The organism is Aeromonas allosaccharophila, assembly GCF_000819685.1.
Lineage (GTDB): Bacteria > Pseudomonadota > Gammaproteobacteria > Enterobacterales > Aeromonadaceae > Aeromonas > Aeromonas allosaccharophila.
This window is the reverse complement of the sequence record NZ_CDBR01000042.1, coordinates 62812-87066: the sequence shown is the minus strand read 5'-3', so window position 1 is coordinate 87066 and position 24255 is coordinate 62812. Positions and strand designations below refer to the sequence as shown.

Sequence of the window (24255 nt, the reverse complement as noted above, 5' to 3'; positions counted from 1 at the left end):
GTAATAACTGGTTTGGCCCTGATGTTATTGGAATAAAATTTAAAAAATAAATGACATTTGGTTATATGAAATAACAGGAGAGAGGGACGGGATCCGTTAATTCAGGCAGTGGATCAAGCTGTGGGTAACTTTGGGGATGAAATCCGATCCAAAGGCGCTGGATCCTTGAAAGTCAAGGATCTTATTTGCCGGATCCACCGGGCGACGGCTGGAGATCCGGCGGCTAAAAACGTAGAATAGCCGGTCTTTAGTTAATCAATCGACAGGAGTTTAGAGTGACTGCTTCGCTATGGCAGCAGTGCCTTAACCGGCTGCAAGATGAGTTGCCCTCGGCAGAATTCAGCATGTGGATCCGGCCGCTTCAAGCGGAGTTGAGTGACAATACTCTGACCCTGTATGCACCGAATCGCTTTGTTCTGGACTGGGTACGAGATAAGTATCTCATCCGGGTTAACGGCATCATCAATGAACTCTATGGGGTCGACGGCCCCACCCTGCGTTTTGATATAGGCAATCGTCCCCATCCCGTCGCTGTCGCCAGAGCGCCAGTGCAGGGGGCCACGCCTGTGAATAACTTGCAGAAGAGCTGGGAACGCAAGGCTGAAACCAAGCCAGAGCCGAACCACAAGAGCAACACCAACGTGAACTATACCTTCGAGAATTTCGTCGAGGGTAAGTCCAACCAGTTGGCGCGTGCGGCTGCCCGTCAGGTAGCGGACAATCCGGGTGGTGCTTACAACCCGCTGTTCCTCTATGGCGGCACCGGCCTGGGTAAAACCCACCTGCTGCACGCCGTTGGCAATGCCATCAAGGAGAGTAAAAAAGATGCCAAAGTCATCTATATGCACTCCGAGCGGTTTGTTCAGGACATGGTGAAAGCGCTGCAAAATAACGCCATTGAAGAGTTCAAGCGTTACTACCGCAGCGTCGATGCCCTGCTCATCGATGATATCCAGTTCTTCGCCAACAAGGAGCGCTCCCAGGAGGAGTTCTTCCATACCTTCAATGCCTTGCTGGAAGGTAACCAGCAGATCATCCTGACCTCGGATCGCTATCCGAAGGAGATCAACGGTGTCGAGGATCGTCTCAAGTCCCGCTTCGGCTGGGGTCTGACCGTGGCGATCGAACCGCCGGAGCTCGAAACCCGCGTCGCGATCCTGATGCGCAAGGCCGACGAGAACCAGGTTCATCTGCCGGACGAAGTGGCCTTCTTCATCGCCAAACGTCTGCGATCCAACGTCCGTGAACTGGAAGGCGCCCTCAACCGGGTGATCGCCAACGCCAACTTCACCGGCCGAGCCATCAACATCGATTTCGTGCGCGAAGCGCTGCGCGATCTGTTGGCACTGCAGGAGAAGCTGGTCACCATCGACAATATCCAGAAGACGGTGGCGGAGTACTACAAAATCAAACTGGCGGATCTGCTCTCCAAGCGGCGTTCCCGCTCCGTTGCCCGTCCGCGTCAGCTGGCGATGGCACTGGCCAAGGAGCTGACCAACCACAGTTTGCCGGAGATAGGTGATGCCTTTGGTGGCCGTGACCACACTACCGTTCTTCATGCCTGCCGCAAGATCGAGCAGCTGAAGGAGGAGAGTCACGACATCAAGGAGGACTATTCCAACCTGATCCGTACTCTTTCTTCCTGATAACGGAACGGAGTGGACAGATGCAGCGCGAATATTCCAACCTGATCCGAACCCTTTCCTCCTGATAACAACGGAGAGCACAGATGCAGCTCGAAATTAGCCGTGAGGCCCTGTTACGTCCTCTGCAACTGGTGTCCGGCGCCCTCGGCGGCCGACCGACCCTGCCGATCCTCGGCAACGTGCTGCTTGATGTCAGCAACGGTTTGCTGTCGCTGACCGGTACCGATCTCGAAGTAGAGATGATCGGTCAGGTCTATCTGAACGGGGCCAGTGAAGATGGCCGCACCACAGTACCGGCGCGCAAGCTGCTGGATATCTGCCGTGGTCTGCCGGAAGGCGCCGAGATCCGTCTCAATACCGAAGGCGAGCGCCTGATCATCCGATCCGGTCGCTCCCGCTTCAACCTCTCGACCCTGCCAGCGACCGAGTATCCGAACATCGAGGATTGGGAATCCGTGCTCGAGTTCGATATCAGCCAGCTGGAGCTGAAAAAGCTGATCGATGCGACCCAGTTCTCCATGGCCAGCCAGGACGTGCGCTACTACCTGAACGGCATGCTGTTCGAGAGCGAAGGTCACGGTCTGCGTACCGTGGCGACCGACGGTCACCGTCTGGCCACCTGCCGCCGCGAGGTCGTCGGGGAATCGCTGCCCGATCATCAGGTTATCCTGCCCCGCAAGGGCGTGCTGGAGCTGGTGCGTTTGCTGGAAGCGGAAGACAAGCCGGTGCGGCTGCAGATCGGTCGCAGCAACCTGCGTGCTGCGCTGGACGGCTTCATCTTCACCTCCAAGCTGGTGGATGGCCGCTTCCCGGACTGGCGCCGCGTCATTCCGCGCAACAGCGACAAGGCCCTGATCGCCGGCCGCGAGGATCTGCGTCAGGCGTTTGCCCGTGCCGCCATCCTCTCCAACGAGAAATTCCGTGGGGTGCGTCTCAATCTGCAGGAAAACCTGCTGCGCATCACCGCCAACAACCCGGAACAGGAAGAAGCCGAAGAGCTGCTTGACGTACAATATGCCGCTGGCGAGATGGAGATCGGCTTTAACGTCTCTTATGTGCTCGACGTGCTGAATACGTTAAAATGTGACCAAATTCGGATTAGCCTGAGCGATTCCATCAGCAGTGCCATTATTGAGGATTTTGAACATCAGGATGCTCAGTACGTGGTGATGCCGATGCGGATCTAGTCGTGTCCCTGGTCAAACTCCAGCTCAGCGACTTTCGCAATATCCAGCAAGCCAGTCTCAAGCTGTCGCCCGGCCTCAACATTCTGGTCGGGTGCAATGGCAGCGGCAAGACCAGCGTGCTGGAAGCCATTCACTACCTTGGTCTGGGGCGCTCCTTTCGCACTCATTTGACCGGGCGAGTTATCCGCCAGGGGGAGAGGGCATTTACCCTGTTTGCCCAGTGCGAGCTGGAGGGGCGTCAGGTACCGATCGGTCTTGCCAAAGACAAGAGTGGCGAGACCCAGCTCAAGATTGCCGGGGTGCAGGCCCAGCGGCTGGCCGATTTGGCGGAGCTGTTGCCGGTGCAGTTGATCCATCCCGATGGCTTCAACCTGCTGACGGGTGGGCCTCAGGCTCGCCGGGCCTGGCTCGATTGGGGCGTTTTCCATCAGGAGCCGACCTTCTTTGCCCTGTGGGGGCGAGTGCGTCGGCTGCTGAAACAGCGCAATGCGCTATTGCGCCAGAGCACTCAGTACCGCCAGCTGGCATTCTGGGATCAGGAGCTGGTGCGGCTTGGGGGTGAGCTGGCCGAGTTTCGCGCCAGTTATTGTCAGGCCATTACGCCCCTGATCAAGGAGATGACGGCGGATTTTCTGCCGGAATTCGATATCAGTCTCGGCTTTTACCGGGGCTGGGAGAAAGATACTCCCCTCGGCGATCTGCTGGAGGCGGGGTTTGAGCGGGATCGGGCGCTGGGCTATACCGGTGTCGGTCCACAGAAAGCCGATGTGCGCCTCAAGGCGAACGGGGTACCCGCTCAGGATATTTTGTCCCGGGGTCAGCTGAAGTTGCTGGTCTGCGCCATGCGACTGGCCCAAGGGCTCTATTTGAATCAACATAGCAGCCGTGGCTGTATTTTTTTAATTGACGATTTTGCCTCTGAACTGGATGTCGACAAGCGCCGCTTGCTGGCCGCAAGGCTGAAGCAGTGTGCGTCCCAGGTGTTTATCACCGCCATCGACACCGGTCAGCTCGCAGACATGATGGATGCGAATGACTGCAAGTTGTTCCACGTGGAACAGGGTAAAATCTCCGAAACGTTAGAGAAGGCAGAGAGTAAGCTATGAGTGAAAATACTTACGACTCCTCGAATATCAAGGTGCTGAAGGGCCTGGATGCGGTCCGCAAGCGCCCGGGGATGTATATCGGCGATACGGATGATGGCTCGGGTCTGCACCACATGGTGTTCGAAGTCGTCGATAACTCCATTGACGAGGCGCTCGCTGGCTACTGCTCCGATATTCTGGTCAAGATCCATTCCGACGGTTCTGTCTCTGTGCGTGACAATGGCCGGGGTATCCCGGTAGACATGCACGAGGAGGAGGGCCGCTCCGCCGCAGAGGTCATCATGACCGTGCTGCATGCTGGCGGTAAGTTTGATGACAACTCCTACAAAGTATCCGGCGGCCTGCACGGCGTGGGTGTCTCGGTAGTTAACGCCCTCTCTGACAAGCTGTTGCTGACCATTCGTCGTAACGGCCACGTCTACGAGCAGACCTATCATCTGGGTGAGCCGCAGGCGCCGCTCAAGCAGATTGGCGACAGCACCGGCACCGGTACCGAAGTTCGCTTCTGGCCGAGCCCGACCATCTTTACCGATACCCTGTATCACTACGAGATCCTGGCCAAGCGCCTGCGTGAGCTCTCCTTCCTCAACTCCGGTGTTTCCATTCGTCTGCTGGACGAGCGGGATGGTCGCGAGGCGCATTTCTGCTATGAGGGTGGTATCAAGGCGTTCGTTGAATACCTGAACCAGAACAAGACCCCGATCCACCCGAAGGTGTTCCATTTCACCACCGAGCAGGATGGCATCGGCGTTGAAGTGGCGATGCAGTGGAACGACGCCTATCAGGAAGGGGTCTACTGCTTCACCAACAACATCCCACAGCGGGATGGTGGTACTCACCTCGTTGGCTTCCGTACCGCGCTGACCCGTACTCTGAACTCCTACATGGACAAAGAGGACTACAGCAAGAAGGCCAAGTCTGCCGCCAGTGGCGACGACGTACGTGAAGGTCTGATTGCCGTTATCTCCGTCAAGGTGCCGGATCCCAAGTTCTCCTCCCAGACCAAGGACAAGCTGGTCTCTTCCGAAGTGAAGACTGCCGTTGAACAGGCGATGGGTGAGAAGCTGGCCGACTTCCTGCTGGAAAACCCGGGCGATGCCAAGATCGTGGTCAACAAGATCATCGATGCGGCCCGTGCACGTGAAGCGGCTCGCAAGGCCCGCGAACTGACTCGCCGCAAAGGCGCGCTGGATATTGCCGGTCTGCCCGGCAAGCTGGCTGACTGTCAGGAAAAAGATCCGGCTCTCTCCGAACTCTACATAGTGGAAGGGGACTCTGCTGGCGGTTCCGCCAAGCAGGGTCGCAACCGTAAGAACCAGGCTATCCTGCCGCTCAAGGGCAAGATCCTGAACGTAGAGAAGGCCCGTTTCGACAAGATGATCTCCTCGCAAGAGGTGGGCACCCTGATCACCGCACTGGGTTGCGGTATCGGTCGCGACGAGTACAACCCGGACAAGCTGCGTTACCACAACATCATCATCATGACCGATGCGGACGTCGATGGTGCGCACATCCGAACCCTGCTGCTGACCTTCTTCTATCGTCAGATGCCGGAGATCATCGAACGTGGCTACGTCTACATCGCCCAGCCGCCGCTCTACAAGGTGAAAAAGGGCAAGCAGGAGCAGTATCTGAAAGACGAAGATGCGCTGCTGCAGTACCAGACCGCCATGGCGCTGGATGGTGCAACCCTGCACGTCAACGAATCTGCCCCGGCCATCGGTGGCGAGGCACTGGAGCGTCTGGTCAACCAGCACCGCGCCGTGTCTCACCTGATCACCCGCATGTCCCGCCGTGCGCCGGATGCCGTACTGACCCAGCTGATCTATCAGCCGGAGCTGAACGAAGCGCTGCTTGCCAGCGAGAGCGATCTACTGGCCTGGTGTCAGGGTATGGAAGCCGTGCTCAACGAGAGCAACCACGGTATCCAGTACCAGATCCAGGTTCGTCGTGACGAAGAGCGCAGCCTGTACGTGCCGCATGCCGTGGTACGTCAGCACGGTGTCGACCGCGAATACCCGCTCAGCTACGACTTCCTGCAATCCTCCGAGTACCGTCAACTGGTCTCGCTGGGCAAGGAGATCGCCAACCTGATCGAGGAAGGTGGTTACATCAAGCGTGGCGAGAAGGTCAAACCGGTTGCCAGTTTCGTGGAAGCGGTCGACTGGCTGATGAGCGAAGGCAAGCGCGGCATCTACATCCAGCGCTATAAAGGGCTGGGAGAGATGAACCCGGACCAGCTGTGGGAAACTACTATGGATCCGGAAGCCCGTCGCATGCTGCGCGTCACCATCGACGACGCCGTCGGTGCTGACCAGCTCTTCTCCACCCTGATGGGTGATGCCGTTGAGCCCCGTCGTGACTTTATCGAGACTAACGCCCTGCGCGTGGCCAACCTCGACGTCTAATCGACGCAGTCAGACAGCAAAAAGCCGCTCCTTGTGAGCGGCTTTTTTCGTTTTCAGGGGCGGGAAAATGGCACACGTTCCACGTGAAACATGAAACCGCTTGGTGTTGATGGTTATAACTCAGCTCAGTTCTGGTGCCGGGCAGTAGAGTCGCAGGCGATGGCCATCGGGATCAAGAGCCATGCCGGTATAGCCAAACTCCATCCGGGTTGGCTGCTGGATGATGGTCAGGCCACGAGCTTGCCACTCTGACAAGCCAGAATCGACACTGGTTTCATCAGGCAGCGAGAAGGCCAGTTCCATGGCGCCAGCACTTTGGGTAACGGCTGGCTCGACGGTGGTACTGGACCAGAGCGCCAGTCTGGCGCCTGACTCGAATACGAACATGGCAAAGGTAGGTGACTCTTCCACCGGTTCACGCCCGAACAGCTCGCGGTAGAAGAGCGCACTGTGGGTCGGGTTGGCAACGTAGAGGATGGTGAACTGGGGGACTAACATGGTGATGCTCCTTGCTTATGAGATGGTGCATCGGCGCCGACCCAGTCAGCATGGCGCTACCTGCTGTCAGTTTCTGTCAGCAATGAATTTCGGCTGCGGGATCTGCTGGGTGGCGCGCCACGCTTTCAGCAGGCTCTCTCTGCTTTTGGGATAGCGGCAATCTTCCGGCTGCATCCGGGTGATGCGATCGACCCGAAAGTGGCGAAAGCCCTGACGCAGTTCGCACCACGCCACCAGTACCCGCACCTGATCGAAGTAGCCGAGGGCAAAGGGCCAGACGGTGCGCTCAGAGCTTTCTTCCTTGAGGTCACGATAACTCAGGGTCACCTTGCGTTGCTGGCGGATGGCGCTGCGTAATGGGGCTTCATCGGTGAGGCTATCGCTTCGGGAGGTACCGATCAGCAGGGCATTGCTCTGGAGCTGCTGGCGATAGTCTGCGGGTAGCACAGCTTCTATCTTGGCCAGCGCACTGCTGGCTGATGCACTCAAGGCTTCGTCACCGTGGGCGACTACCCAACGCGACCCCAGCACCAGCGCATCCAGCTCCTCCTCGCCGAACATCAGTGGCGGCAGCATGAAGCCGGGACGCAGCACATAGCCGATACCCGGTTCGCCCTCGATATGGGCACCTTGCGCCTGCAGGGTGGCGATATCCCGATAGAGGGTGCGTAGGCTTATGCCAAGCTGGCTGGCCAGTTCAGCGCCGGTGATGGCGTAGCGGTGACCGCGCAGCAGCTGGAGCAGGGCCAGCAGGCGTTCGGAACGGGACATGGTATGACTCCTCATGATCTCTGGTTAGCCTGCCATAGCGAGGAGAGTGGGTACAGCGGGCATCATCAGGAGTTATGGCCGCGAAAAGAGCGTCGCCACTCGCTGGGGGAGATGGCAAAGCGAGCGCGGAAGTGATTGCGCAGGGAGGTGGCACTCTTGAAGCCGACCAGCTCGGCGATGCGATCGATGGAATGACCGCTCACTTCCAGCAGCTCCTGACTGCGCCTGAGCCGCTCCGCCAACAGCCATTCACCTACCGAGAGGCCGGTAGCCTGATGAAAGCGGCGGGTAAAGGTGCGTCGGCTCATCAGGGTGTGGGCCGCCAGAGAGTCCAGGGTATGGGGCTCTGCCAGATGGGCACGCAGGTGATCGAGCAACTGGTTCATCCGGACATCGCGGGTGGAGGCGGGCACCGGCTGCTCGATAAACTGGGCCTGACCCCCTTCCCGGTGGGGCGGGATCACCAGCCGCCGAGCCACCTTGTTGGCGATAGCCGAGCCGTGGTACTGACGCACCAGATAGAGGCAGCAGTCCAGTCCGGCGGCGGTACCTGCCGAGGTGACCAGCCCATCATCATCGACATAGAGGGCATTGGTATCGAGCTGCACGCAGGGAAAGCGGCGGCAGAAATCCTGTTCGTACTCCCAGTGGGTCGATGCCTTGCGACCATTGAGCAGCCCGGCATAGGCGAGTACATAGGTGCCGAGACAGAGCCCGACCAGCCGGGCACCTCTGGTTCTGGCGGCGATCAGGGCATCGAGCAGCGCCGCGGGTGGTCGTGCAGCCGGGTCGTGCCAGAAGGGGATGACGATGATCTCCGCCTCGGCCAGCACCTCCAGCCCATAGGAGGCCTGAATGGTGAAGCCTTGTGCCGAGTGTGAGGGGCGGTTGCCATCGCCGCAGCAGATCTTGAGCTCGAACAGTGGCTGGCCCGGCAGGATATCGCCGAAGATGAGGCAGGGGACGGCGCAGTGAAAAGGGCTGAAGTGATCAAAGGTCACCACGGCAACGATCGGGGTGGTCATGGTGTTGGCTCCTCTCTGCGCGCAGACTACTCATCATAAGCGTTCGGCAGTGAAAGCCGAAGGGCCATGCGCGCTGTTCGGCATGGCCCAGTCAGTTACAGCGAGAGAGCCTCGCCATCCGCCGGTATCCGCACCCGATCCATCATGCCTCGCTCGGTCAGATAGGTATGAAGTTCCTGACGTGACAGCACGGCGTGGTTGACCGCCTCCATATGGCTGGCGATCAGCGTGGCCTGCGGTGCGGCCTGATATACGGTGGCGACATCCTCCTTGCCCATGATGATGGAACCGAGCCCGGGCACCTGTGCATCGCCGCAGTTGAGGATGACCACCTCGGGTTGGTGCTGTTGCAGGGCTTGCTCGACCGAGGGATGCCAGATGGTATCACCGGCCAGATAGAGGCTCTGCTCATCGGGGTGGGAGAAGACCACGCCGCACACCTCTCCCATGCGCTCGCCCAGTACCGCCATCAGTTGATCGCTGCCGTGCTGGCCACCGGTCTGCTGCAGGCGAATACCGGCAAACTCCGGCTGTTCGCTCAGCAGGCGCACATCCTTAAAACCACAGGCACGAATGGCATCGGCATCTTTTTGATGCTGTACCAAGAGCGGCAGATGTTTGGGGATCAGGGCTCTGGCGGCGTCATCCCAGTGGTCGGGATGGTCGTGGGTGACAATAACGGCGTCCACATCGACCAGCTCATCGATCGACAGCGGCAGCTCGACCAGCGGATTGCGCAGCTGGCTGTTGGCGGTGCCCTCAAAGCCGGGGAAGGCTCCCTTGGCCGAGAGCATGGGGTCGATCAGAAAGCGGGTGCCGGCATAGTCGAGCAGCAGGGTGGCGTTGCGAACCTGGGTAATTTTCATGGGGTGGTTCCATGTTGGCTGGTGGATATGCAACCCATTATGGGGGGCGGAGCGAGTTGCCATCAGTGGCCCACGGGTCGATTATCATCACAATCGGGCCAACAGATTGATGTGCCAAAGGTCGGCGCGGCCATTTAAAAAATTTGAAAAAATCCCCTTGAAAGGAAAAAGTGAGCCCCTATATAGGTAACAAGGCCGGAACGCTCGACAGAGGTTTCGACCAGGCGCCCGTCCATCAGGAGGGAAAATAATCCGTTATCGCTCACAAGAGGGTAATACTATGCGTTCTATCGACTTTTCTCCGCTCTATCGTTCTGCCATCGGTTTCGATCGTCTGGCCAATCTCATCGAATCTGCGGCCAGCAATGGCAATGCCGGTTATCCCCCCTACAACATCGAGCAGCTGGGTGACAACGACTACCGCATCAGCATGGCGGTGGCGGGCTTTACCCAGGAAGAGCTGGAGCTGAGCTTCCAGGAAAATCTGCTGACGGTGAAGGGCAACAAGCAGGCCGATACCGAGCGCAACTATCTCTATCAGGGGATCGCCGAGCGTGGTTTCGAGCGCCGCTTCCAGCTGGCCGACTATGTGCGGGTGAAAGGGGCCGACCTGAAAAACGGCTTGCTGCACATCGAACTGGTGCGTGAAGTGCCCGAGGCGATGAAGCCGCGCAAGATTGAGATCAACGGCTGATAGCCTGAATTCACTGCGATTTTAAAATTTCCCGGGTGCCGATGACGGGCCTGTGGAGAGTTGAACCTGTTGCTTATTAGAAGGATAGGATTATGCGTAACCTCGATTTTTCTCATCTCTATTCCAATGCCGTCGGCTTCGAGCGGATGGCCCGTGAGCTGGAAGGTCTGTTCGAGCAGAAGACCGCCGCTTACCCCCCGTACAACATTGAAAAGCGCGATCAGGATGGCTATCGCATCACGGTCGCCGTGGCTGGCTTCGAGCGCGAAGAGCTGGAGCTGGAGACCGAAAACGGCACCCTTAAGGTGAAGGGGCGCAAAGGGGCTGCGGCCGGTGAGCGTCAGTTCCTCCATCAGGGGATTGCCGAGCGTGACTTCGAGCTGGCCTTCAAGCTGAGCCAGCACGTGGAAGTGCAGGGCGCCAAGCTGGAGCATGGTCTGCTGACCATCGACCTGGCCCGCGAACTGCCGGAGGCGCTCAAGCCCCGCGCCATTCCCATCGGTAAACCCGACCAGCTGGCGTTGCCCGGTTAAGCAAACCGGATCGCGATAAACAACAAAGGCCTGCATCTGCAGGCCTTTCTGTTTTTGCATCGCCGAACTGGATTAGCTGGCGTAGAGGCGGTTGATTTCGTCCGCCAGAATGGCGATACCGCGGCGCACCAGCTCCTCGCTCTGGGAGTAGTTGAGGCGGATGCACTCCTGACTGTGACGCCATTCCGGGTCATCGATGCCGGGGAAGAAGTAGTGACCCGGCACGATCAGCAGGTTCTTCGCTTTCAGTCGCTCGTACAGTTCCTGACAGTGGATCGGCAAGTCTTCGAACCAGAGCCAGAGGAAGAGGGCGCCTTCCGGCTTGTGAATATGGAAGCGCGGGTCGGGGATCGCCTCGCGCAGCAGTTGTACCGCCAGCTCGGCTTTTTGCTGATAGAAGGGTTTCACCACCTGTTCGCTGAGAGTGATGATATCGCCGCTCTCGATCATCGGGATGGTGATGGCGGGGCCCAGACTGCCCGGTGCCAGATTGATGATGCCGCTCAGGTTGGTGATGGCCTGGATGATCTTCTCGTCGGCGATGACGATGCCGCAGCGGGTGCCCGGCAATCCCAGCTTGGAGAGGCTCATGCAAAGGATGGTGTTGGCATTCCAGAACGGCTTGGCCTCGCTGAAGATGATGCCGGGAAAGGGCACACCGTAGGCGTTGTCGATCAGCAGCGGGATCCCCTTGTCGCGGGCGATCTGATCGAGGTGTTCTATCTCTTCGTCGGTCAGCACGTTGCCGGTCGGGTTGGTCGGGCGGGAGACGCAGATCACCCCGATGTCGTCACCCACCTGCAGGCTCTCGAAATCCACGTGGTACTTGAACTGGCCATCGGGCAGCTTCTCGATGGTGGGCTTGTAGGCCACGAAGTAGTCGTCGGCCAGCGCCGAGTCGGCATAGCCGATGTACTCGGGAGCGAGCGGGAACAGCACCTTCTTCTTGCGGCCATCGGCAAACTCACCGGCCAGCAGGTTGAACAGGTAGAAGAAGGCATTCTGGCTGCCGTTGGTCAGGGCGATATTGCGTGCCGAAATATCCCACCCCAGCTCTTTGCTGAGCAGGGCGGCCAGCGCCCTGGTGAACCTGTCTTTGCCCTGCGGGCCATCGTAGTTGGCCATCGCTTTGACCAGCTCGCCGTTGTCGAGCAGGCTCTTGGCCTCGGCCTGAAAGCGTTCCAGCATGGCGGGGATCGGGGCCGGATTGCCGCCACCCAGCATGATGGCGTCCGGATTGGTCAGCCCCTGATTGAGGTCATCCATGAGTTGGGTAATACCGGCGTGGCGAGTGAACTTCTCGCCGAACAAGGAAAATTCCATTCGGTGACAGATCCAGAGTCAGTTACGAAGATGTAGCACCATAGCTCAGTTTAAAAGCGGGTGTCGATCAAAAAGATGGGACGTTCCACGTGGAACATGGTGCAAAAATCAAGCGTGGTTAAAAGCACCAACTGTTGGTTTAAAAATGACCTGGAGGGATGCATTTTGCGACTCTTTTTGCTGTCGCAATATAGTTAATTTAAACAAAATCATCATGTTATGAATTGCGCGAAGATTGGCACAACTATTGGAATAGCTAACTGGTTATCTCAACCATACCGGAGCAAACCAGATGAAAAGCCTGATCGCCACCCTGATTGTGAGTGCCCTGAGCCTGAACGTGATGGCCAACGAGAACCCGCGACCCGAGCTGGAGAGTGCCCGGCTGGAGCAGGATGTGCAGAGCGAGCTGCAGCAGGCATCCCATGTCGTGGTGCAGGATGCGCTGCACAACCTTAAGCCGCTGGCGCTGGATACCCTGGTGGTGGAGGCGAGTCAGGCAGTGGCGACTCACCCCGAGAGCTGAGATAGCGTAAGGGAGTCTGCCCCGTATGTTGTTTGAAGAAGCTGATGAAGGCGCTGTCGCTGGAGAACTCCAGCGCAGCGGCAATCCGGCTGATGGGTTCGCTTTCTGCCAGCAACTCCATGGCGCGCAACAGCCGCCACTGCTGACGCCACGCCTGATAGCTCATGCCGGTCTCCCGCATGAAGATGCGGCCAATGGTCTTGTCACTGGCACCCACCCGTTCGGCCAGCCGGTTGAGCCGATCAGGCAGGGCATTCCCCCGTTTCAACTGCTGTAGCCAGTCGCCCAGTCTGGGATCGGTCGGCAGCGGCAACTGCCACGACTCCCGCGGCGCCAGCCCCAACTCCTCGATAAACAGCGCCACCGTTCGCTGCTGCTGCTCTTGCGGCTTGTCCCACGGCCAGAGCGCCATCCGTTCAATCAGTTCGTGCAGCAGCGGATTGACCGCCAGCACCTCCACCGTGGCGGGCAACTCGGGGTGCGGCTGGAAGTAGAGGGAGCGGTAGGCGACGACACCACGCATCAGTACCCGATGGGCAGTGCCCGCTGGCAGCCAGGCCGCACGGGTTGGCGGCAGCAGGCAGACCCGACCTTCCAGCTCCATGGTCATGCAGCCGGATTGGGCGAACAGCAGCTGATGGCGCTGATGCTGATGCAGGCCAGAGTCGTGCCAGCCGAGCGCGGAGGCAATGCCGATCACGCTGCCGGTCAGCTGGTCGGGGTCAAAAGGGTGATCGGGAAGAATAAAGGCCATATGTCCGATTTTTGATGTTTATAGTCCTGCTTATTGTAATCAGACAAACGGCATCTCTCTAGAATGGCGACCTCTTGTGAAGGAGGTTTGTCATGAACAACAAGTTGCCACCGCTCTGGCTGGTGGTGGGATTGATGATGTTTCCCCAGATTGTGGAGACCATCTACAGCCCGGTACTGACCCACATCGCCAGTCAGTTTCGGGTGAGCGAAGGGCAGGCATCCCAGACCCTGTCGGTCTATTTTCTGGCGTTTGCGGTGGGCGTGGTCTGCTGGGGACGGCTCTGCGATCTGATCGGGCGGCGCGCCGCCATGCTGGCGGGGTTGCTCACCTATGGCGTCGGCACCTTGCTGGCACTGCTGGCCAATCAGTTTGAGACCCTGCTGCTGGCCAGGGTCATCTCGGCCTTTGGCGCCGCCGTGGGCTCCGTAGTGACCCAGACCATGCTGCGCGACAGCTATCAGGGTAGCGATCTGGCGCGGGTCTTCTCGGTGATGGGCATTGCACTCTCCCTGAGCCCGGTGCTGGGGCTGGTGAGTGGCGGCCAGCTGGCGAGCGGGTTCGGCTATCTCGGGGTGTTCAGCGGTCTGCTGATACTGGCGGCTCTCTTGCTGCTGGTGGCCTGCTGGCAACTGCCGGAAACCCGTCCGGCCACCACCTTGCGAGTCGCACTCTGGCCGCTGGCGTGCCGCATGATAAAAGATGGTGGGCTCTGGCGCAGTGCCATGCTGGTCGCCCTGTTCAACACCATGCTGTTTGGTTACTACAGTCTGGCCCCATTCCTGTTTGCCGGGCTGGGATTGAGTACCGGCGAGTTTGGTTACTCGGGGATCTTGCTGGCGCTGGCGACTCTGCTCGGCAGCCTGCTTAACAAGCATCTGCTGGGGAGGGGGTGGCTGCCATCCTCTCTGATCAGACTGGCTTGCGTTCTGGCGCTGGTCGCCGGACTGCTGGTTTGGGCGAGTCAGTCCAGCCTCTGGTTCCTGTTGCCCATGATGGGCGTGGTGGTGGCTTTCGGGCTGGCGATCCCCAATGTGCTGAGTCAGGCGCTGTTGGCTTATCGCGAGGTAGCGGGTAGTGCTGGCGCCCTGTTCGGGCTTGGCTACTACCTGCTGCTTAGTCTGGGGTTGGCGGTGGCGGCCGGATTGCAGGATCTCGGCCTGTTGCTCAGTGGCTGCGGTCTGTTGGCGCTGCTGTGCAGCGGGCACCGTTCCACGTGAAACATCAGTTGCCGATAAAGCGGTAGCCGATACCGGATTCGGTCTCGATAAGTGCTGGTTGCTGGGGGTTATCCCCGAGCTTTTTGCGCAGGCTGGCGATGACGATGCGCAGGTAGTGGGTGTCCTCCTTGTGGCTCGGCCCCCAGATGTCGTTGAGCAGCTGGGTCTGCATCACCAGCTTGCCGGGGTGGCACACCAGCGCCTGCAGCAGGGCGAACTCCTTGCGGGAGAGGGGGATCTCCTCCTCTTTCATGGTCACCTTGTGGCTGCTGATATCCAGCGTCAGGCCACACTGGGGGAAGTGGCGCCGCTCGCCGCTGCTGACGCCAGCCCGCTGGCGCAAGAGCACACGGATACGGGCCATCATCTCGCCGATGCCGAACGGCTTGCTCATGTAGTCGTTGGCTCCGGCATCCAGCAGCCGCACCTTCTCCTGCTCCGAGTCGCGGGCCGATAGCACCAGCACCGGGTTGGGGTGGTGTTCGCGAATGGCCTGCAACACCTGAATGCCATCGCCATCCGGCAGGCCGAGATCGAGAATCACCAGATCGGGATTGAGGTGGCGATACAGCTCCAGCCCTTCATTGACCCCCACCGCCTCACTCACCTGATGCCCCTCGGCAATCAGGCTGATCCGCAGAAAGCGACGGATCGCCGCTTCATCATCTATGACCAGAATGTGCGCCATCGAACCTCCAGAGGCGAATGGTGGGAGGGGCTGATTGACCCGATCTGGCGGTCAGCCATCAGACCTCCGGTGAATTGAGGGCGAGCGGCAGGGAGATGCGCATGCAGGTTCCGTTGCCATTGGGGCCGGAGAAGGCCCAAATCTTGCCGCCGTGGGCCTCTATCATAGCGCGGGAAATGGCGAGGCCAAGCCCGGTGCCACGGCTGCCGCAATCGCCCACCGGCTGGGTGTAGAAGAGGTTGAAGATCTTCTCCCGATCCGACTCGGCGATACCGACCCCGATATCGATGATGTCGATGATGAGATCGGGCTCGGCCAGCATCACCTTGAACTCGATGGGGGTGCCTGCCGGCGAGTAGCGGGAGGCGTTGTCGAGAATATTGACCAGTACCTGCTCGATCAGGGCGCCGTGCACATAGAGCTGGGGCACATGCTGATCGAAATGGACCAGCAGCTTGTGCTGGCGCCAGGAGGAGTCGAGTCGCTTGCGGGCGCTCTCCACCAGATCCGCCAGATCGACCCAGTCCCGTTTCAGCTGGAAGTCAGGGGAACCGATGCGGGTCATATCCAGCAGATTCTGCACATAGCTGTGCAGGCGGCGAGCCTCCTCCTGCACCGAGTGGAGCAGTTCGTCACGGTCTTCGGCGGGGATCCGGTCACCATATTCCAGCAGGGTACTGCCAGCCCCCATGATGGTCGCCAGCGGGGTTTTCAAATCGTGGGAGACCGAAGAGAGCAGGGCGGCCCGCATCCGGTCGGTCTCCGCCTGCAACTGGCTGTCGGCCAGCCGTTCGTTGAGGTCGATCCGGGCCAGTGCGGCGCGAATGTCGGTGAGCAGTGCCTGCAGTTGGTGCTCGGCGGAGGAGGAGAGCGGATTGGTCAGAGTTATGCCGATCACCAGATCGTCGCTGAGGTGGTGATACTGCGCCTCAGCGGCATTGAGGGTTGCGGTGTGGGCCCCAGCGCTCTGTTTCTGGGCCAGACACCAGTCGATGGCCGCCTTGTCGGTCTGTCCCGGTCTGTGCTTCTCGTTGCCGAGCCGGTCGTTGAACTCCTTGTCGATCACCACAGTCGGCTGGCCGAGCGCCAGCGAAATGGCCTGGGCACCTTGTCTGAGCACTTCCTCCGGACTGCTGGCGGTGGCTAGTCCCTGACTGAGGGAGAGCAGGGCATTGCCCAGCAGCTGGGTCTCGCGCAGACCGATCAGCTGTTGCCGCTGGCGGGAGGCGAGCCGTCCCGCCGTCATGCCGACGATAAGCAGCACGAACAGGGTGAGCAGGTCGCTGTGGTTGGCGACGCTCAGGGAGAAGTAGGGGGCGGTAAAGAGCAGATTGTGGGCGATAAAGCCCAGCACCGCCGCCAGCGTGGCGGGCACCAGACTGGTGGTGAGGGCGGTCGCCAGCACCCCCAGCACGAACAGCAGCGGCAGGGCGGCTGGCGGCAGCCAGTAGGAGAGCCCCCAGGCGGCAGCCGAGGTGATCCCCATGATGGCCACCGCCAGCAGGCTGTGGTGGATATCCTTCGGCGTTGCGGAGCGCATCCCCACTCCGGGCTGGCGCTTCCCGGTATCGACCAGGGTGATTTCGAGCCCTTGTGCCTGCTTGAGCAGGTGTTGCACCAGCGAGCGGCGCCATGGCGCCTTGTGGGGTTTGCCGAGCAGCAGCTGGGAGACCTGCTGCTGTTCGGCGGTCTCCAGCAGGGTGTTGGCGACCGCCGGACTGGAGAGGGTCAGCACCTTGGCACCGAGGTGGGAGGCGAGCGCCAGCGCCTGCTCCACATCGGCAGAGCGGCGGCCATTGCTGTCGATATGCACCACCAGCCAAGGCAGTTGGCGGCGCTGGGCAAAGCGGTGGCCATAGCGCACCAGCGCCGAGCCGTGCTGATCGCCGAGGCAGACCATTAGCTTGCCCCGCAGCGGCAAGGTGGTCTTGCCTGCTGCCTGCCACTGCAGTTGCAGATCGCCTTCCACATGGCTGGCGGCGGTCTGCATCGCCAGCTCCCGCAATGCGGTGAGGTTGTTGAGGGAGAAGAAGGATTGCAGCGCAGCCTTGGCCTGATGGGGTACATAGACCTTACCCTCCTTGAGGCGGCCGAGCAGCTCCTTGGGAGGCAGGTCGATCAGCACCAGACTGTCGGCTTCCAGCAGCACCTGATCGGGCAGGGTCTCTTTCACCCTGACCCCGGTCAGCTGCCACACCAGATCGTTGAGGCTCTCCAGATGCTGCACGTTGAGGGTGGTGTAGACGTCGATCCCGGCGTTGAGCAGCTCCTCCACATCCTGCCAGCGCTTCTCGTGGCGGCTGCCGGGGGCATTGCTGTGAGCCAGCTCGTCCACCACGGCGATGGCCGGTTTGCGGGCGAGCAGGCCGTCGAGATCCATCTCCTCCAGCCGTTGCTGGCGGTGCATGTGGATCTTGCGCGGCATGATGGCGAGCTTGTCGAGCAGGGCCAGTGTCTCCTGCCGGCCGTGGGTCTCCACCACACCGATCAGTATGTCGACCTCCTCTTTGGCCTGTTCCCGTACCGCCTGCAGCATGGCGTAGGTCTTGCCCACGCCGGGAGCGGCCCCGAGAAAGACCTTCAGCTTGCCCTTGTGCTCCTGTTCCAGGCTCGCCAGCAGGGCGTCGGCCCTTGCTTCATCACGCATCCCCATGCTCCTGCATCAGACTCGTCAGCAGGGCATCAGCGCTTGCTACATCAGCCATTGTTATCCCTATCGAGCCAACTGCCCGTTTCGAAAATCGAGGTCATCACCAAACCGGAACGGGCGCCATCAGGCGCCCTTTTTATGATCCAGTTGCAGATTCAGCTGGAGAATGTTGACCACCTGAGGGCCAAGGATACCAGCTTGTGTGGCTGACTTGACCTGCTCCGTCAGTTGGGCGGGATCCAGCCCACGTTCTTTGGCGACGCGGTCCACCTGAGCCAGCACCGCATCGAGCGGCAGGTGGGGATCGAGGCCGGAAGCCGAGCGTGTCAGCATGGCGGGGGCGCTGGTTCCAGGCTGTGCCTTGGCTGCTTGTTCGGCAAACTCTGCCCGCAGCGGCGAGCTCATCCCCAGATTACTGGCGCTGCCGCCAATGGTGTTGAAATCGCTGGCGGAGGGGCGGGGATGGAAGTAGTCAGCCCGCTCGAATTTCTGCCCCAGCAGGGCGCTACCGATCAGTTGCTGCTTGCTGTCGGTGAGTTGGCTGCCGTTGGCCTGCCAGGGGAACAGCAGTTGGGCCAGTCCAGTGACCGCCAGTGGATAACCCACTCCCAGCAGCAGGGTCAGGGTCAACAGGGTTCTGATTGCTATCATGATTCTCTTGCTCCAAAAGGATGGCTGGGGATGCGGGTTCGCCCCGCATCCCGGTTATGTCGTTACACCAGACCCAGGCCGGTAATGACCAGGTCGATCAGCTTGATGCCGATAAACGGCACCAGCAGGCCACCGACACCGTAGATCAGCAGGTTGCGGCGCAGCAGGCTGGCGGCCGAGCCTTTCAGGTCGACACCGCGCAGCGCCAGCGGCACCAGCGCCACAATGATCAGGGCGTTGAAGATGATGGCCGACAGGATGGCGCTCTGCGGGCTGCCCAGCTGCATCAAGTTCAGTGCCCCCAGTTGCGGGTAGGCGGCGATGAACAGGGCTGGCAGGATGGCGAAGTACTTGGCCACATCGTTGGCGATGGAGAAGGTGGTCAGGGCGCCACGGGTCACCAGCAGCTGTTTGCCGACCAGCACCACGTCCAGCAGCTTGGTGGGGTTGGAGTCGAGATCAACCAGATTGCCCGCCTCCTTGGCGGCCTGGGTCCCCTCGTTCATGGCCAGCCCCACGTCAGCCTGTGCCAGTGCGGGCGCATCGTTGGCGCCGTCACCGCACATGGCGACCAGACGGCCATCGGCCTGCTCCTGCCGGATATAGGCGAGCTTCTTCTCCGGCGTCGCTTCGGCGATGAAGTCATCCACCCCGGCTTCGGCGGCGATGGCGGCGGCGGTTTTCGGGTTGTCGCCGGTGATCATCACGGTGCGGATCCCCATATGGCGCAGGATCTGGAAGCGAGCCTTGATACCGGGCTTGATGATGTCCTTGAGGTAGACCACTCCCAGCAGTTTTTCCTGAGTGCAGACCAGCAGCGGAGTCCCACCCTGACGGGCGATGCTGTCGACTGACTTGAGCACCAGCTCCGGCACCGCCTTGCGGTCGAGGCTGAGGTAGTTCAGCACGGCATCGACCGCCCCCTTGCGGTATTGATGACCGTTGCGATCCAGTCCGCTCAGGCGGGTCTCGGCGCTGAAGGGGATCACCTTGTCATCATCCAGCTGGCTCGGCTTGGCGATGCTCTTGCTGGCCAGAGTCAGGATGGATTTACCCTCCGGGGTATTGTCACCCAGCGAGGCCAGCATGGCGGCTTGCGCCAGCAGGGAGGGATCGACGCCCGGTGCCGGGATCAGTTCGTCAGCCATCCGGTTGCCGAAGGTGATGGTGCCGGTCTTGTCCAGCAGCAGGGTGCGCACGTCACCGGCCGCCTCGACGGCACGGCCAGACTTGGCGATGACGTTCAGCTTCACCAGTCGATCCATACCGGCAATGCCGATGGCAGAGAGCAGGCCGCCGATGGTGGTCGGGATCAGGGTGATGAAGAGAGCGATCAGGTAGAGGCGCGGTACCTGAGTGCCGTTGTAGTCGAGGAACCAGGGCAGGGTCGCGACCACCAGCAGGAAGATCAGGGTCAGCCCCACCAGCAGGGCGTCGAGCGCCATCTCGTTGGGGGTCTTCTGGCGTTTGGCCCCTTCCACCAGTGCGATCATCCGATCCAGCGTGCTCTCGCCCGGATTGTTGCTGACCCGCACCCAGATCTCGTCGGAGACCACTGTGGTATTGCCAGTCACGCCACTGCGGTCGGTGCCGGATTCGCGGATGACGGGGGCAGATTCCCCCGTGATGGCGGCTTCGTTGACCGAGGCGATACCGGCGACCACTTCACCATCGGCCGGGATCATCTCGCCGCTGCGTACCAGCACCAGATCACCCTTCATCAGGCTGGTGGCGGGCACCCACTCGCCCTGACCATCTTTGGCATCGGTCACTCGACGGGCCTTGAGCTGGCTCATGCCCGCTTTCAGGCTGTCGGCGCGGGCCTTGCCGCGCCCCTCGGCCAGAGTTTCCGCGAAGTTGGCAAACCAGAGGGTCAGCCAGAGCCAGGCTGTCAGCTGCCAGGCCAGCGAGGGAGCCACACCCGAGAAGGGCTGCCCCAACAGGGACTCCACGGTCGCCATCACGGCGGCCAGCCAGAGGGTGAACAGAATAGGGCTGCCAAACAGCGCCTTGGGATTGAAGCGATAGAGGGCCTCAACCATGGCTTGCAGGACCTGTGATTTCTGTTTTTTGCCCTTCACCTTAATGGTGTCGGTGCTCATTGCAGTGGACTTGCTCATTGGAAAGCTCCCAGCATCAGATAGTTGGCCATTGGCATCCGGATGGTGATCGACAGGGTCAGGTTCATCAGAATGCCCCTCCGATCAGGCTCAGATGTTCGGCCACCGGGCCCAGTGCCAGCACCGGCAGGAAGGAGAGGCCACCTATCAGCAGGACGGTGATGATCAGCAGGGTAACGAACAGCGGGCCGCTGATGGGGAAGTCCCCTTCGCTCGTCTCCTGACGGGGCGCGCGGGCCAGCTGACCGGCGATGGCCAGTACCGGAATGATGTAGCCGAAGCGACCGAGCAGCATGGCCAGACCGATGGCGATGCACTGCCAGTTGTCACCGGCGGCAAAACCGGCGAAGGCGGAGCCATTGTTGCCGGCAGCCGAGGCGTAGGCATAGATGAGACGTGACAGACCGTGTGGGCCATCATGGCCGATGATGGTGCTGGCATCCGGCATCAGCAGAGTGACACCACCGATCACCAACACCCCCACCGGCATCACCAGCATGCTGGCGACCACCCACTTCATCTCGGTGATACCGAGGCGTTTGCCCAGATAGGTCGGGGTGCGCCCCACCATCAGGCCGCACAGGAACACGGTCAGCAGCACGAACAGCATCATGCCGTAGATACCGGCACCCACGCCGCCGAACACCACTTCACCCAGCAGCATGTTGATCATGCCAACCATACCGGCGAGGGGGGCAAAGCTGTCGTGCATGGCGTTGACCGAGCCGTTGGAAGCGGCGGTGGTCGCCACTTCCCAGATGCTGGAGAGCACCGGGCCGAAGCGGCTCTCCTTGCCTTCCCAGTTGCCAGCCATATTGCTGGCGTCAGTGGTGAGGTGGGCAAGGGCCGGATCCAGTTTCAGCTCCTGAGTGATGGAGACGAAGAGCCCCAGCACCAGCATGAGGGTCATGGCGCCGAGAATGGCACGGCTGTGGGCCATGTCTTTCACATAGCGGCCCAGAGTAAAGACCATGGCTGCGGCGATGGTGAGCAGGGTGACCATCTCCAGCCAGTTGGAGAGGACCGTCGGGTTCTCGAACGGATGTGCCGAGTTGATACCGAAGAAGCCGCCGCCGTTGGAGCCAAGCTGCTTGATGGCGATCTGCGAGGCCGCCGGGCCGAGGGGCAGCAGTTGCTCCTGACCTTCGATACCGTGGAACGGCAGATAGGCGGAGAGGCTTTGCGGCACCCCTTGCCACACCAGCACCAACGCCATAATCAGCGCGATGGGCAGCAGCACGTAGAGGCAGAAACGCACCAGATCCTGCCAGAAGTTGCCAAGGTTGATGGTCTGCTGGCGGGCGATACCGCGGAACAGGGCAATGGCTACGGCGGCACCCGTCCCTGCGGAGACGAAGTTCTGGGTGGTCAGGCCCACCATCTGGCTGAAGTAGGAGAGGCTGGCCTCACCGGAATAGGCTTGCCAGTTGGTGTTGGTCATAAAGCTGACCGCGGTGTTGAAGGCGAGTTGCCAGCTCAGACCCGGCAGTTGTTGCGGGTTGAGGGGCAGCAGGCCTTGCGCCATCAGGATCAGGAACAGCAGACCAAAACCGGCGCCGTTGAAGGCCAGCAGGCTGAGGGCGTAGGACTTCCAGTCCTGCTCCCGTCCATCGGTGCCGCAACAGGCCAGTGTGGCGCGTTCGACCGGTGCCAGCCAGCGGGTTTTGCCTTCAAATACCCGGTAGATGTAGTTGCCCAGCAGCGGTGCCGGCAGCAGAACCAGCAGCACGAAGGCTACCGGATAGATCACTTCTTGCCACATATCAGATCCCTCACTCGTGACTGCGCGTGAGTGCACGCAGCAGGTAGACCATCAAGGCGAGGACGAGCAGCAGATATAGCCAATTCATATCGACTCCATTGAGATAATTAGCTGCGAGAGTCGATGTAAAACCTATCGACTCTGTTGGTGTCATTGACGCTGAAAGGGTATGTAAAACAGGCGTAAAGGCGCCATAAAGCGCCATGGGGCAGGCGTAAAATCGGCGTAAAGAACGGCGGTTTTGCGAGAGAAATGGCGAGGAGGGATCAAAAAAACCGGCCTGAGCCGGGTTTGGGTGAAAGACGATGCGATTGCCAAATCACCTGTCAGCTTTCATCAGGCATCACCACGCGCAACGGGCGGGTCCCAATTTTTGCCCCGGTCACTTCATCGACCACGATGGCCTTGATTTCTGTGCCGGCCTCCATATCGAAGAAACGGATCATGTTGTCGTCGCCCCGATATTGGCGACCCCACTCACCAATCATGAACAGTATCGGTAGAAAATCGCGACCGGCGGCGGTCAGCAGATACTCCTCACGGGGTGGATGTTCAGAATAAAGCCTTTTTTCCAGCAAACCCTCTTCGGTCAACGTCGCCAGTCGGCGGGTCAACATCGTGGGTGCTATCCCCAGACTTTTCCGGAATTGGTCAAAGCGAGTGAGACCGGCATGGGCATCGCGCAGGATCAATATGCTCCATGCATCACCAGCAATCGCCATGCTGCGCGCGATTGGGCATGGGGTATCGTAACTTTTTTTCATGTTCATACTGTTTTGATAGTGACTTGGTTGTGAATTGATAGTAAGTTGGTATCAATTTGATAGTAACACCGCAACCACAAACAATCCACCCAACACGGAGATCTCGGACATGGTTACAAAGAAGATGGGGATCGCCTCGATAACCGGGAGATCTGCCGGTCACCGCCCGGTGACCACACTACGTCAGACAGGGCATATGGATTGGAAAGATGTTCCGACCCGTACCCTTGATGTGAACGGAACATCTTTTGCCTATCGGGCGTTGGGCCCCGACACCGGTGTGCCGGTGATCTTTTTGCACCATCTGATGGCGGTACTCGATGACTGGGATCCCGGTGTTATCGATGGCATCGCCGCGAAGCGTCGGGTTATCGCTTTCGATAATCGCGGCGTCGGTGCCTCGGGGGGAGCGGTGCCACATACCATTGAGGAGATGGGACGTGATGCCATCGCCTTTATTCGCGCCATGGGATTGCAGCTGGTCGATCTGCTCGGGTTTTCGTTAGGTGGTGGTGTGGCGCAAATGGTGGCTTTGCAGGCGCCGGATCTGGTGCGCCGGATTGTGCTTGCCGGAACCGGGCCGCGGGGCGGTGGCGGTATCGACGAGATCAACAAGATTGCCGCCACCGCCTACCTCAAAGCGGCATTGACGCTGAACGATCCGCGGCACTTCCTGTTTTTTCCCCGCACACCGGATGGCAAGCGCGCGGCAAAAGAGTACTTTTCTCGCCTGAAAGCGCGCACGACTGACCGTGACCAGCCCATCTCCCTGCAGGCCAGATATGCCCAGCTCAAGGCGATCCGGAGTGCGGGATTGAGTGCGCCGGATGATCTCTCGGTCATCACGCAACCGGTGTTCGTGGCCAATGGTGACCATGATCTGATGGTCGATAGCCGACTGTCAGCGGATATGGCTCGCCGGCTGCCGAATGCCCGACTGACGATTTACCCCGACTCGGGGCACGGTGGCATTTTTCAGCACTATCGGGCCTTTGTGCCCGAGGTGCTGGCCTTCCTCGCGGATGACTCAGACCTGACCCCGATGCACAGCCAAGGATGAATG

The 24255-nt window shown here is 60.1% G+C and carries 21 protein-coding genes; 9 read left to right on the top strand and 12 right to left on the bottom strand.

Annotation, left to right across the window (positions count from 1 at the left end; all coding sequences use genetic code 11):
* Positions 1 to 275 precede the first annotated feature (275 nt).
* From dnaA to gyrB, 4 genes are all read left to right on the top strand, one after another.
* Positions 276 to 1646, top strand: coding sequence for a chromosomal replication initiator protein DnaA (dnaA, locus tag BN1115_RS08955; RefSeq protein WP_042656877.1), 1371 nt, complete (start codon positions 276 to 278; stop codon positions 1644 to 1646).
* Positions 1647 to 1729: 83 nt separating this feature from the next.
* A complete protein-coding gene (gene dnaN / locus BN1115_RS08950; protein WP_005339306.1) occupies positions 1730 to 2833 on the top strand; it encodes a DNA polymerase III subunit beta in 1104 nt (367 codons plus the stop codon).
* A gap of 2 nt (positions 2834 to 2835) precedes the next feature.
* A complete protein-coding gene (recF, locus tag BN1115_RS08945) occupies positions 2836 to 3939 on the top strand; it encodes a DNA replication/repair protein RecF (protein WP_042656876.1) in 1104 nt (367 codons plus the stop codon).
* A complete protein-coding gene (gene gyrB / locus BN1115_RS08940) occupies positions 3936 to 6347 on the top strand; it encodes a DNA topoisomerase (ATP-hydrolyzing) subunit B (RefSeq protein ID WP_042063292.1) in 2412 nt (803 codons plus the stop codon). Before recF ends, gyrB begins: the two co-directional genes overlap by 4 nt.
* Before the next feature lie 120 nt (positions 6348 to 6467).
* Here the strand turns inward: gyrB and BN1115_RS08935 are convergent, their stop codons facing one another.
* From BN1115_RS08935 to BN1115_RS08920, 4 genes are all read right to left on the bottom strand, one after another.
* Positions 6468 to 6845 carry a VOC family protein gene (locus BN1115_RS08935; protein WP_042656875.1) on the bottom strand — a complete coding sequence of 126 codons (378 nt, stop codon included), beginning with the start codon at positions 6843 to 6845 and terminating at the stop codon, positions 6468 to 6470.
* Between the two features lie 66 nt (positions 6846 to 6911).
* Positions 6912 to 7616, bottom strand: coding sequence for a helix-turn-helix transcriptional regulator (locus BN1115_RS08930; protein ID WP_042656874.1), 705 nt, complete (start codon positions 7614 to 7616; stop codon positions 6912 to 6914).
* A gap of 65 nt (positions 7617 to 7681) precedes the next feature.
* Positions 7682 to 8641, bottom strand: a complete 960-nt coding sequence (locus BN1115_RS08925) for a helix-turn-helix domain-containing protein (RefSeq protein WP_042656873.1) — start codon at positions 8639 to 8641, stop codon at positions 7682 to 7684.
* 95 nt (positions 8642 to 8736) lie between these two features.
* Positions 8737 to 9507 carry an MBL fold metallo-hydrolase gene (locus tag BN1115_RS08920; protein ID WP_042656872.1) on the bottom strand — a complete coding sequence of 257 codons (771 nt, stop codon included), beginning with the start codon at positions 9505 to 9507 and terminating at the stop codon, positions 8737 to 8739.
* Between the two features lie 280 nt (positions 9508 to 9787).
* Here BN1115_RS08920 and BN1115_RS08915 point away from each other — a divergent pair, with 280 nt between their 5' ends.
* Both BN1115_RS08915 and BN1115_RS08910 read left to right on the top strand, forming a co-directional pair.
* The gene (locus BN1115_RS08915; RefSeq protein ID WP_041210487.1) at positions 9788 to 10201 is read left to right on the top strand and encodes an Hsp20 family protein; all 414 of its coding nucleotides are present in this window, start codon (positions 9788 to 9790) and stop codon (positions 10199 to 10201) included.
* Positions 10202 to 10293: 92 nt separating this feature from the next.
* On the top strand, positions 10294 to 10734 hold the full coding sequence (locus tag BN1115_RS08910) for an Hsp20 family protein (protein ID WP_042656871.1): 441 nt from the start codon (positions 10294 to 10296) through the stop codon (positions 10732 to 10734).
* A 72-nt stretch (positions 10735 to 10806) separates the two neighbouring features.
* Here the strand turns inward: BN1115_RS08910 and BN1115_RS08905 are convergent, their stop codons facing one another.
* Entirely contained in the window at positions 10807 to 12057 is a 1251-nt protein-coding gene (locus tag BN1115_RS08905) for a valine--pyruvate transaminase (protein ID WP_042656870.1), read from the bottom strand.
* 292 nt (positions 12058 to 12349) lie between these two features.
* On the opposite strand from BN1115_RS08905, the gene BN1115_RS08900 reads away from it, so the two are divergent.
* Positions 12350 to 12583 (top strand): hypothetical protein, encoded by a 234-nt coding sequence (locus BN1115_RS08900; protein ID WP_042656869.1) that lies wholly within the window; start codon positions 12350 to 12352, stop codon positions 12581 to 12583.
* On the opposite strand, the gene BN1115_RS08895 is transcribed toward BN1115_RS08900, so the two are convergent.
* Entirely contained in the window at positions 12513 to 13337 is an 825-nt protein-coding gene (locus tag BN1115_RS08895) for an AraC family transcriptional regulator (RefSeq protein WP_042656868.1), read from the bottom strand. The two genes, BN1115_RS08900 and BN1115_RS08895, sit on opposite strands and share 71 nt — an antisense overlap.
* A gap of 92 nt (positions 13338 to 13429) precedes the next feature.
* Here BN1115_RS08895 and BN1115_RS08890 point away from each other — a divergent pair, with 92 nt between their 5' ends.
* Positions 13430 to 14557, top strand: a complete 1128-nt coding sequence (locus tag BN1115_RS08890; RefSeq protein ID WP_042656867.1) for a multidrug effflux MFS transporter — start codon at positions 13430 to 13432, stop codon at positions 14555 to 14557.
* 4 nt (positions 14558 to 14561) lie between these two features.
* Here the strand turns inward: BN1115_RS08890 and BN1115_RS08885 are convergent, their stop codons facing one another.
* From BN1115_RS08885 to BN1115_RS08860, 6 genes are all read right to left on the bottom strand, one after another.
* Positions 14562 to 15245, bottom strand: coding sequence for a response regulator (locus BN1115_RS08885; RefSeq protein WP_042656866.1), 684 nt, complete (start codon positions 15243 to 15245; stop codon positions 14562 to 14564).
* Between the two features lie 58 nt (positions 15246 to 15303).
* Complete coding sequence (locus BN1115_RS08880) at positions 15304 to 17892, bottom strand: sensor histidine kinase (RefSeq protein WP_042656865.1); 2589 nt, start codon at positions 17890 to 17892, stop codon at positions 15304 to 15306.
* Positions 17893 to 18018: 126 nt separating this feature from the next.
* Positions 18019 to 18546: a potassium-transporting ATPase subunit C gene (locus BN1115_RS08875; protein ID WP_042656864.1), complete on the bottom strand. Its 528-nt coding sequence runs from the start codon at positions 18544 to 18546 to the stop codon at positions 18019 to 18021.
* 62 nt (positions 18547 to 18608) lie between these two features.
* The gene (gene kdpB, locus BN1115_RS08870; protein ID WP_050070502.1) at positions 18609 to 20666 is read right to left on the bottom strand and encodes a potassium-transporting ATPase subunit KdpB; all 2058 of its coding nucleotides are present in this window, start codon (positions 20664 to 20666) and stop codon (positions 18609 to 18611) included.
* Positions 20667 to 20733: 67 nt separating this feature from the next.
* Complete coding sequence (kdpA, locus tag BN1115_RS08865) at positions 20734 to 22428, bottom strand: potassium-transporting ATPase subunit KdpA (protein ID WP_042656862.1); 1695 nt, start codon at positions 22426 to 22428, stop codon at positions 20734 to 20736.
* Between the two features lie 326 nt (positions 22429 to 22754).
* Positions 22755 to 23192, bottom strand: a complete 438-nt coding sequence (locus BN1115_RS08860; protein ID WP_204375550.1) for a winged helix-turn-helix transcriptional regulator — start codon at positions 23190 to 23192, stop codon at positions 22755 to 22757.
* Positions 23193 to 23388: 196 nt separating this feature from the next.
* Here BN1115_RS08860 and BN1115_RS08855 point away from each other — a divergent pair, with 196 nt between their 5' ends.
* Positions 23389 to 24252 carry an alpha/beta fold hydrolase gene (locus tag BN1115_RS08855; protein WP_042656860.1) on the top strand — a complete coding sequence of 288 codons (864 nt, stop codon included), beginning with the start codon at positions 23389 to 23391 and terminating at the stop codon, positions 24250 to 24252.
* Positions 24253 to 24255 lie beyond the last annotated feature (3 nt).

Bases quoted from the DNA above. Each gene is read 5' to 3' on its own strand.
- BN1115_RS08880 (WP_042656865.1), bottom strand. From the start codon at position 17,892: ATGCGTGATGAAGCAAGGGCCGACGCCCTGCTGGCGAGCCTGGAACAG.
- BN1115_RS08890 (WP_042656867.1), top strand. From the start codon at position 13,430: ATGAACAACAAGTTGCCACCGCTCTGGCTGGTGGTGGGATTGATGATG.
- BN1115_RS08930 (WP_042656874.1), bottom strand. From the start codon at position 7,616: ATGTCCCGTTCCGAACGCCTGCTGGCCCTGCTCCAGCTGCTGCGCGGT.
- BN1115_RS08895 (WP_042656868.1), bottom strand. From the start codon at position 13,337: ATGGCCTTTATTCTTCCCGATCACCCTTTTGACCCCGACCAGCTGACC.
- BN1115_RS08900 (WP_042656869.1), top strand. From the start codon at position 12,350: ATGAAAAGCCTGATCGCCACCCTGATTGTGAGTGCCCTGAGCCTGAAC.
- BN1115_RS08920 (WP_042656872.1), bottom strand. From the start codon at position 9,507: ATGAAAATTACCCAGGTTCGCAACGCCACCCTGCTGCTCGACTATGCC.
- BN1115_RS08875 (WP_042656864.1), bottom strand. From the start codon at position 18,546: ATGATAGCAATCAGAACCCTGTTGACCCTGACCCTGCTGCTGGGAGTG.
- BN1115_RS08885 (WP_042656866.1), bottom strand. From the start codon at position 15,245: ATGGCGCACATTCTGGTCATAGATGATGAAGCGGCGATCCGTCGCTTT.
- BN1115_RS08860 (WP_204375550.1), bottom strand. From the start codon at position 23,192: ATGAAAAAAAGTTACGATACCCCATGCCCAATCGCGCGCAGCATGGCG.
- BN1115_RS08915 (WP_041210487.1), top strand. From the start codon at position 9,788: ATGCGTTCTATCGACTTTTCTCCGCTCTATCGTTCTGCCATCGGTTTC.
- dnaN (WP_005339306.1), top strand. From the start codon at position 1,730: ATGCAGCTCGAAATTAGCCGTGAGGCCCTGTTACGTCCTCTGCAACTG.
- BN1115_RS08855 (WP_042656860.1), top strand. From the start codon at position 23,389: ATGGATTGGAAAGATGTTCCGACCCGTACCCTTGATGTGAACGGAACA.
- BN1115_RS08925 (WP_042656873.1), bottom strand. From the start codon at position 8,641: ATGACCACCCCGATCGTTGCCGTGGTGACCTTTGATCACTTCAGCCCT.
- kdpB (WP_050070502.1), bottom strand. From the start codon at position 20,666: ATGAGCAAGTCCACTGCAATGAGCACCGACACCATTAAGGTGAAGGGC.
- BN1115_RS08935 (WP_042656875.1), bottom strand. From the start codon at position 6,845: ATGTTAGTCCCCCAGTTCACCATCCTCTACGTTGCCAACCCGACCCAC.
- kdpA (WP_042656862.1), bottom strand. From the start codon at position 22,428: ATGTGGCAAGAAGTGATCTATCCGGTAGCCTTCGTGCTGCTGGTTCTG.
- BN1115_RS08905 (WP_042656870.1), bottom strand. From the start codon at position 12,057: ATGGAATTTTCCTTGTTCGGCGAGAAGTTCACTCGCCACGCCGGTATT.
- gyrB (WP_042063292.1), top strand. From the start codon at position 3,936: ATGAGTGAAAATACTTACGACTCCTCGAATATCAAGGTGCTGAAGGGC.
- BN1115_RS08910 (WP_042656871.1), top strand. From the start codon at position 10,294: ATGCGTAACCTCGATTTTTCTCATCTCTATTCCAATGCCGTCGGCTTC.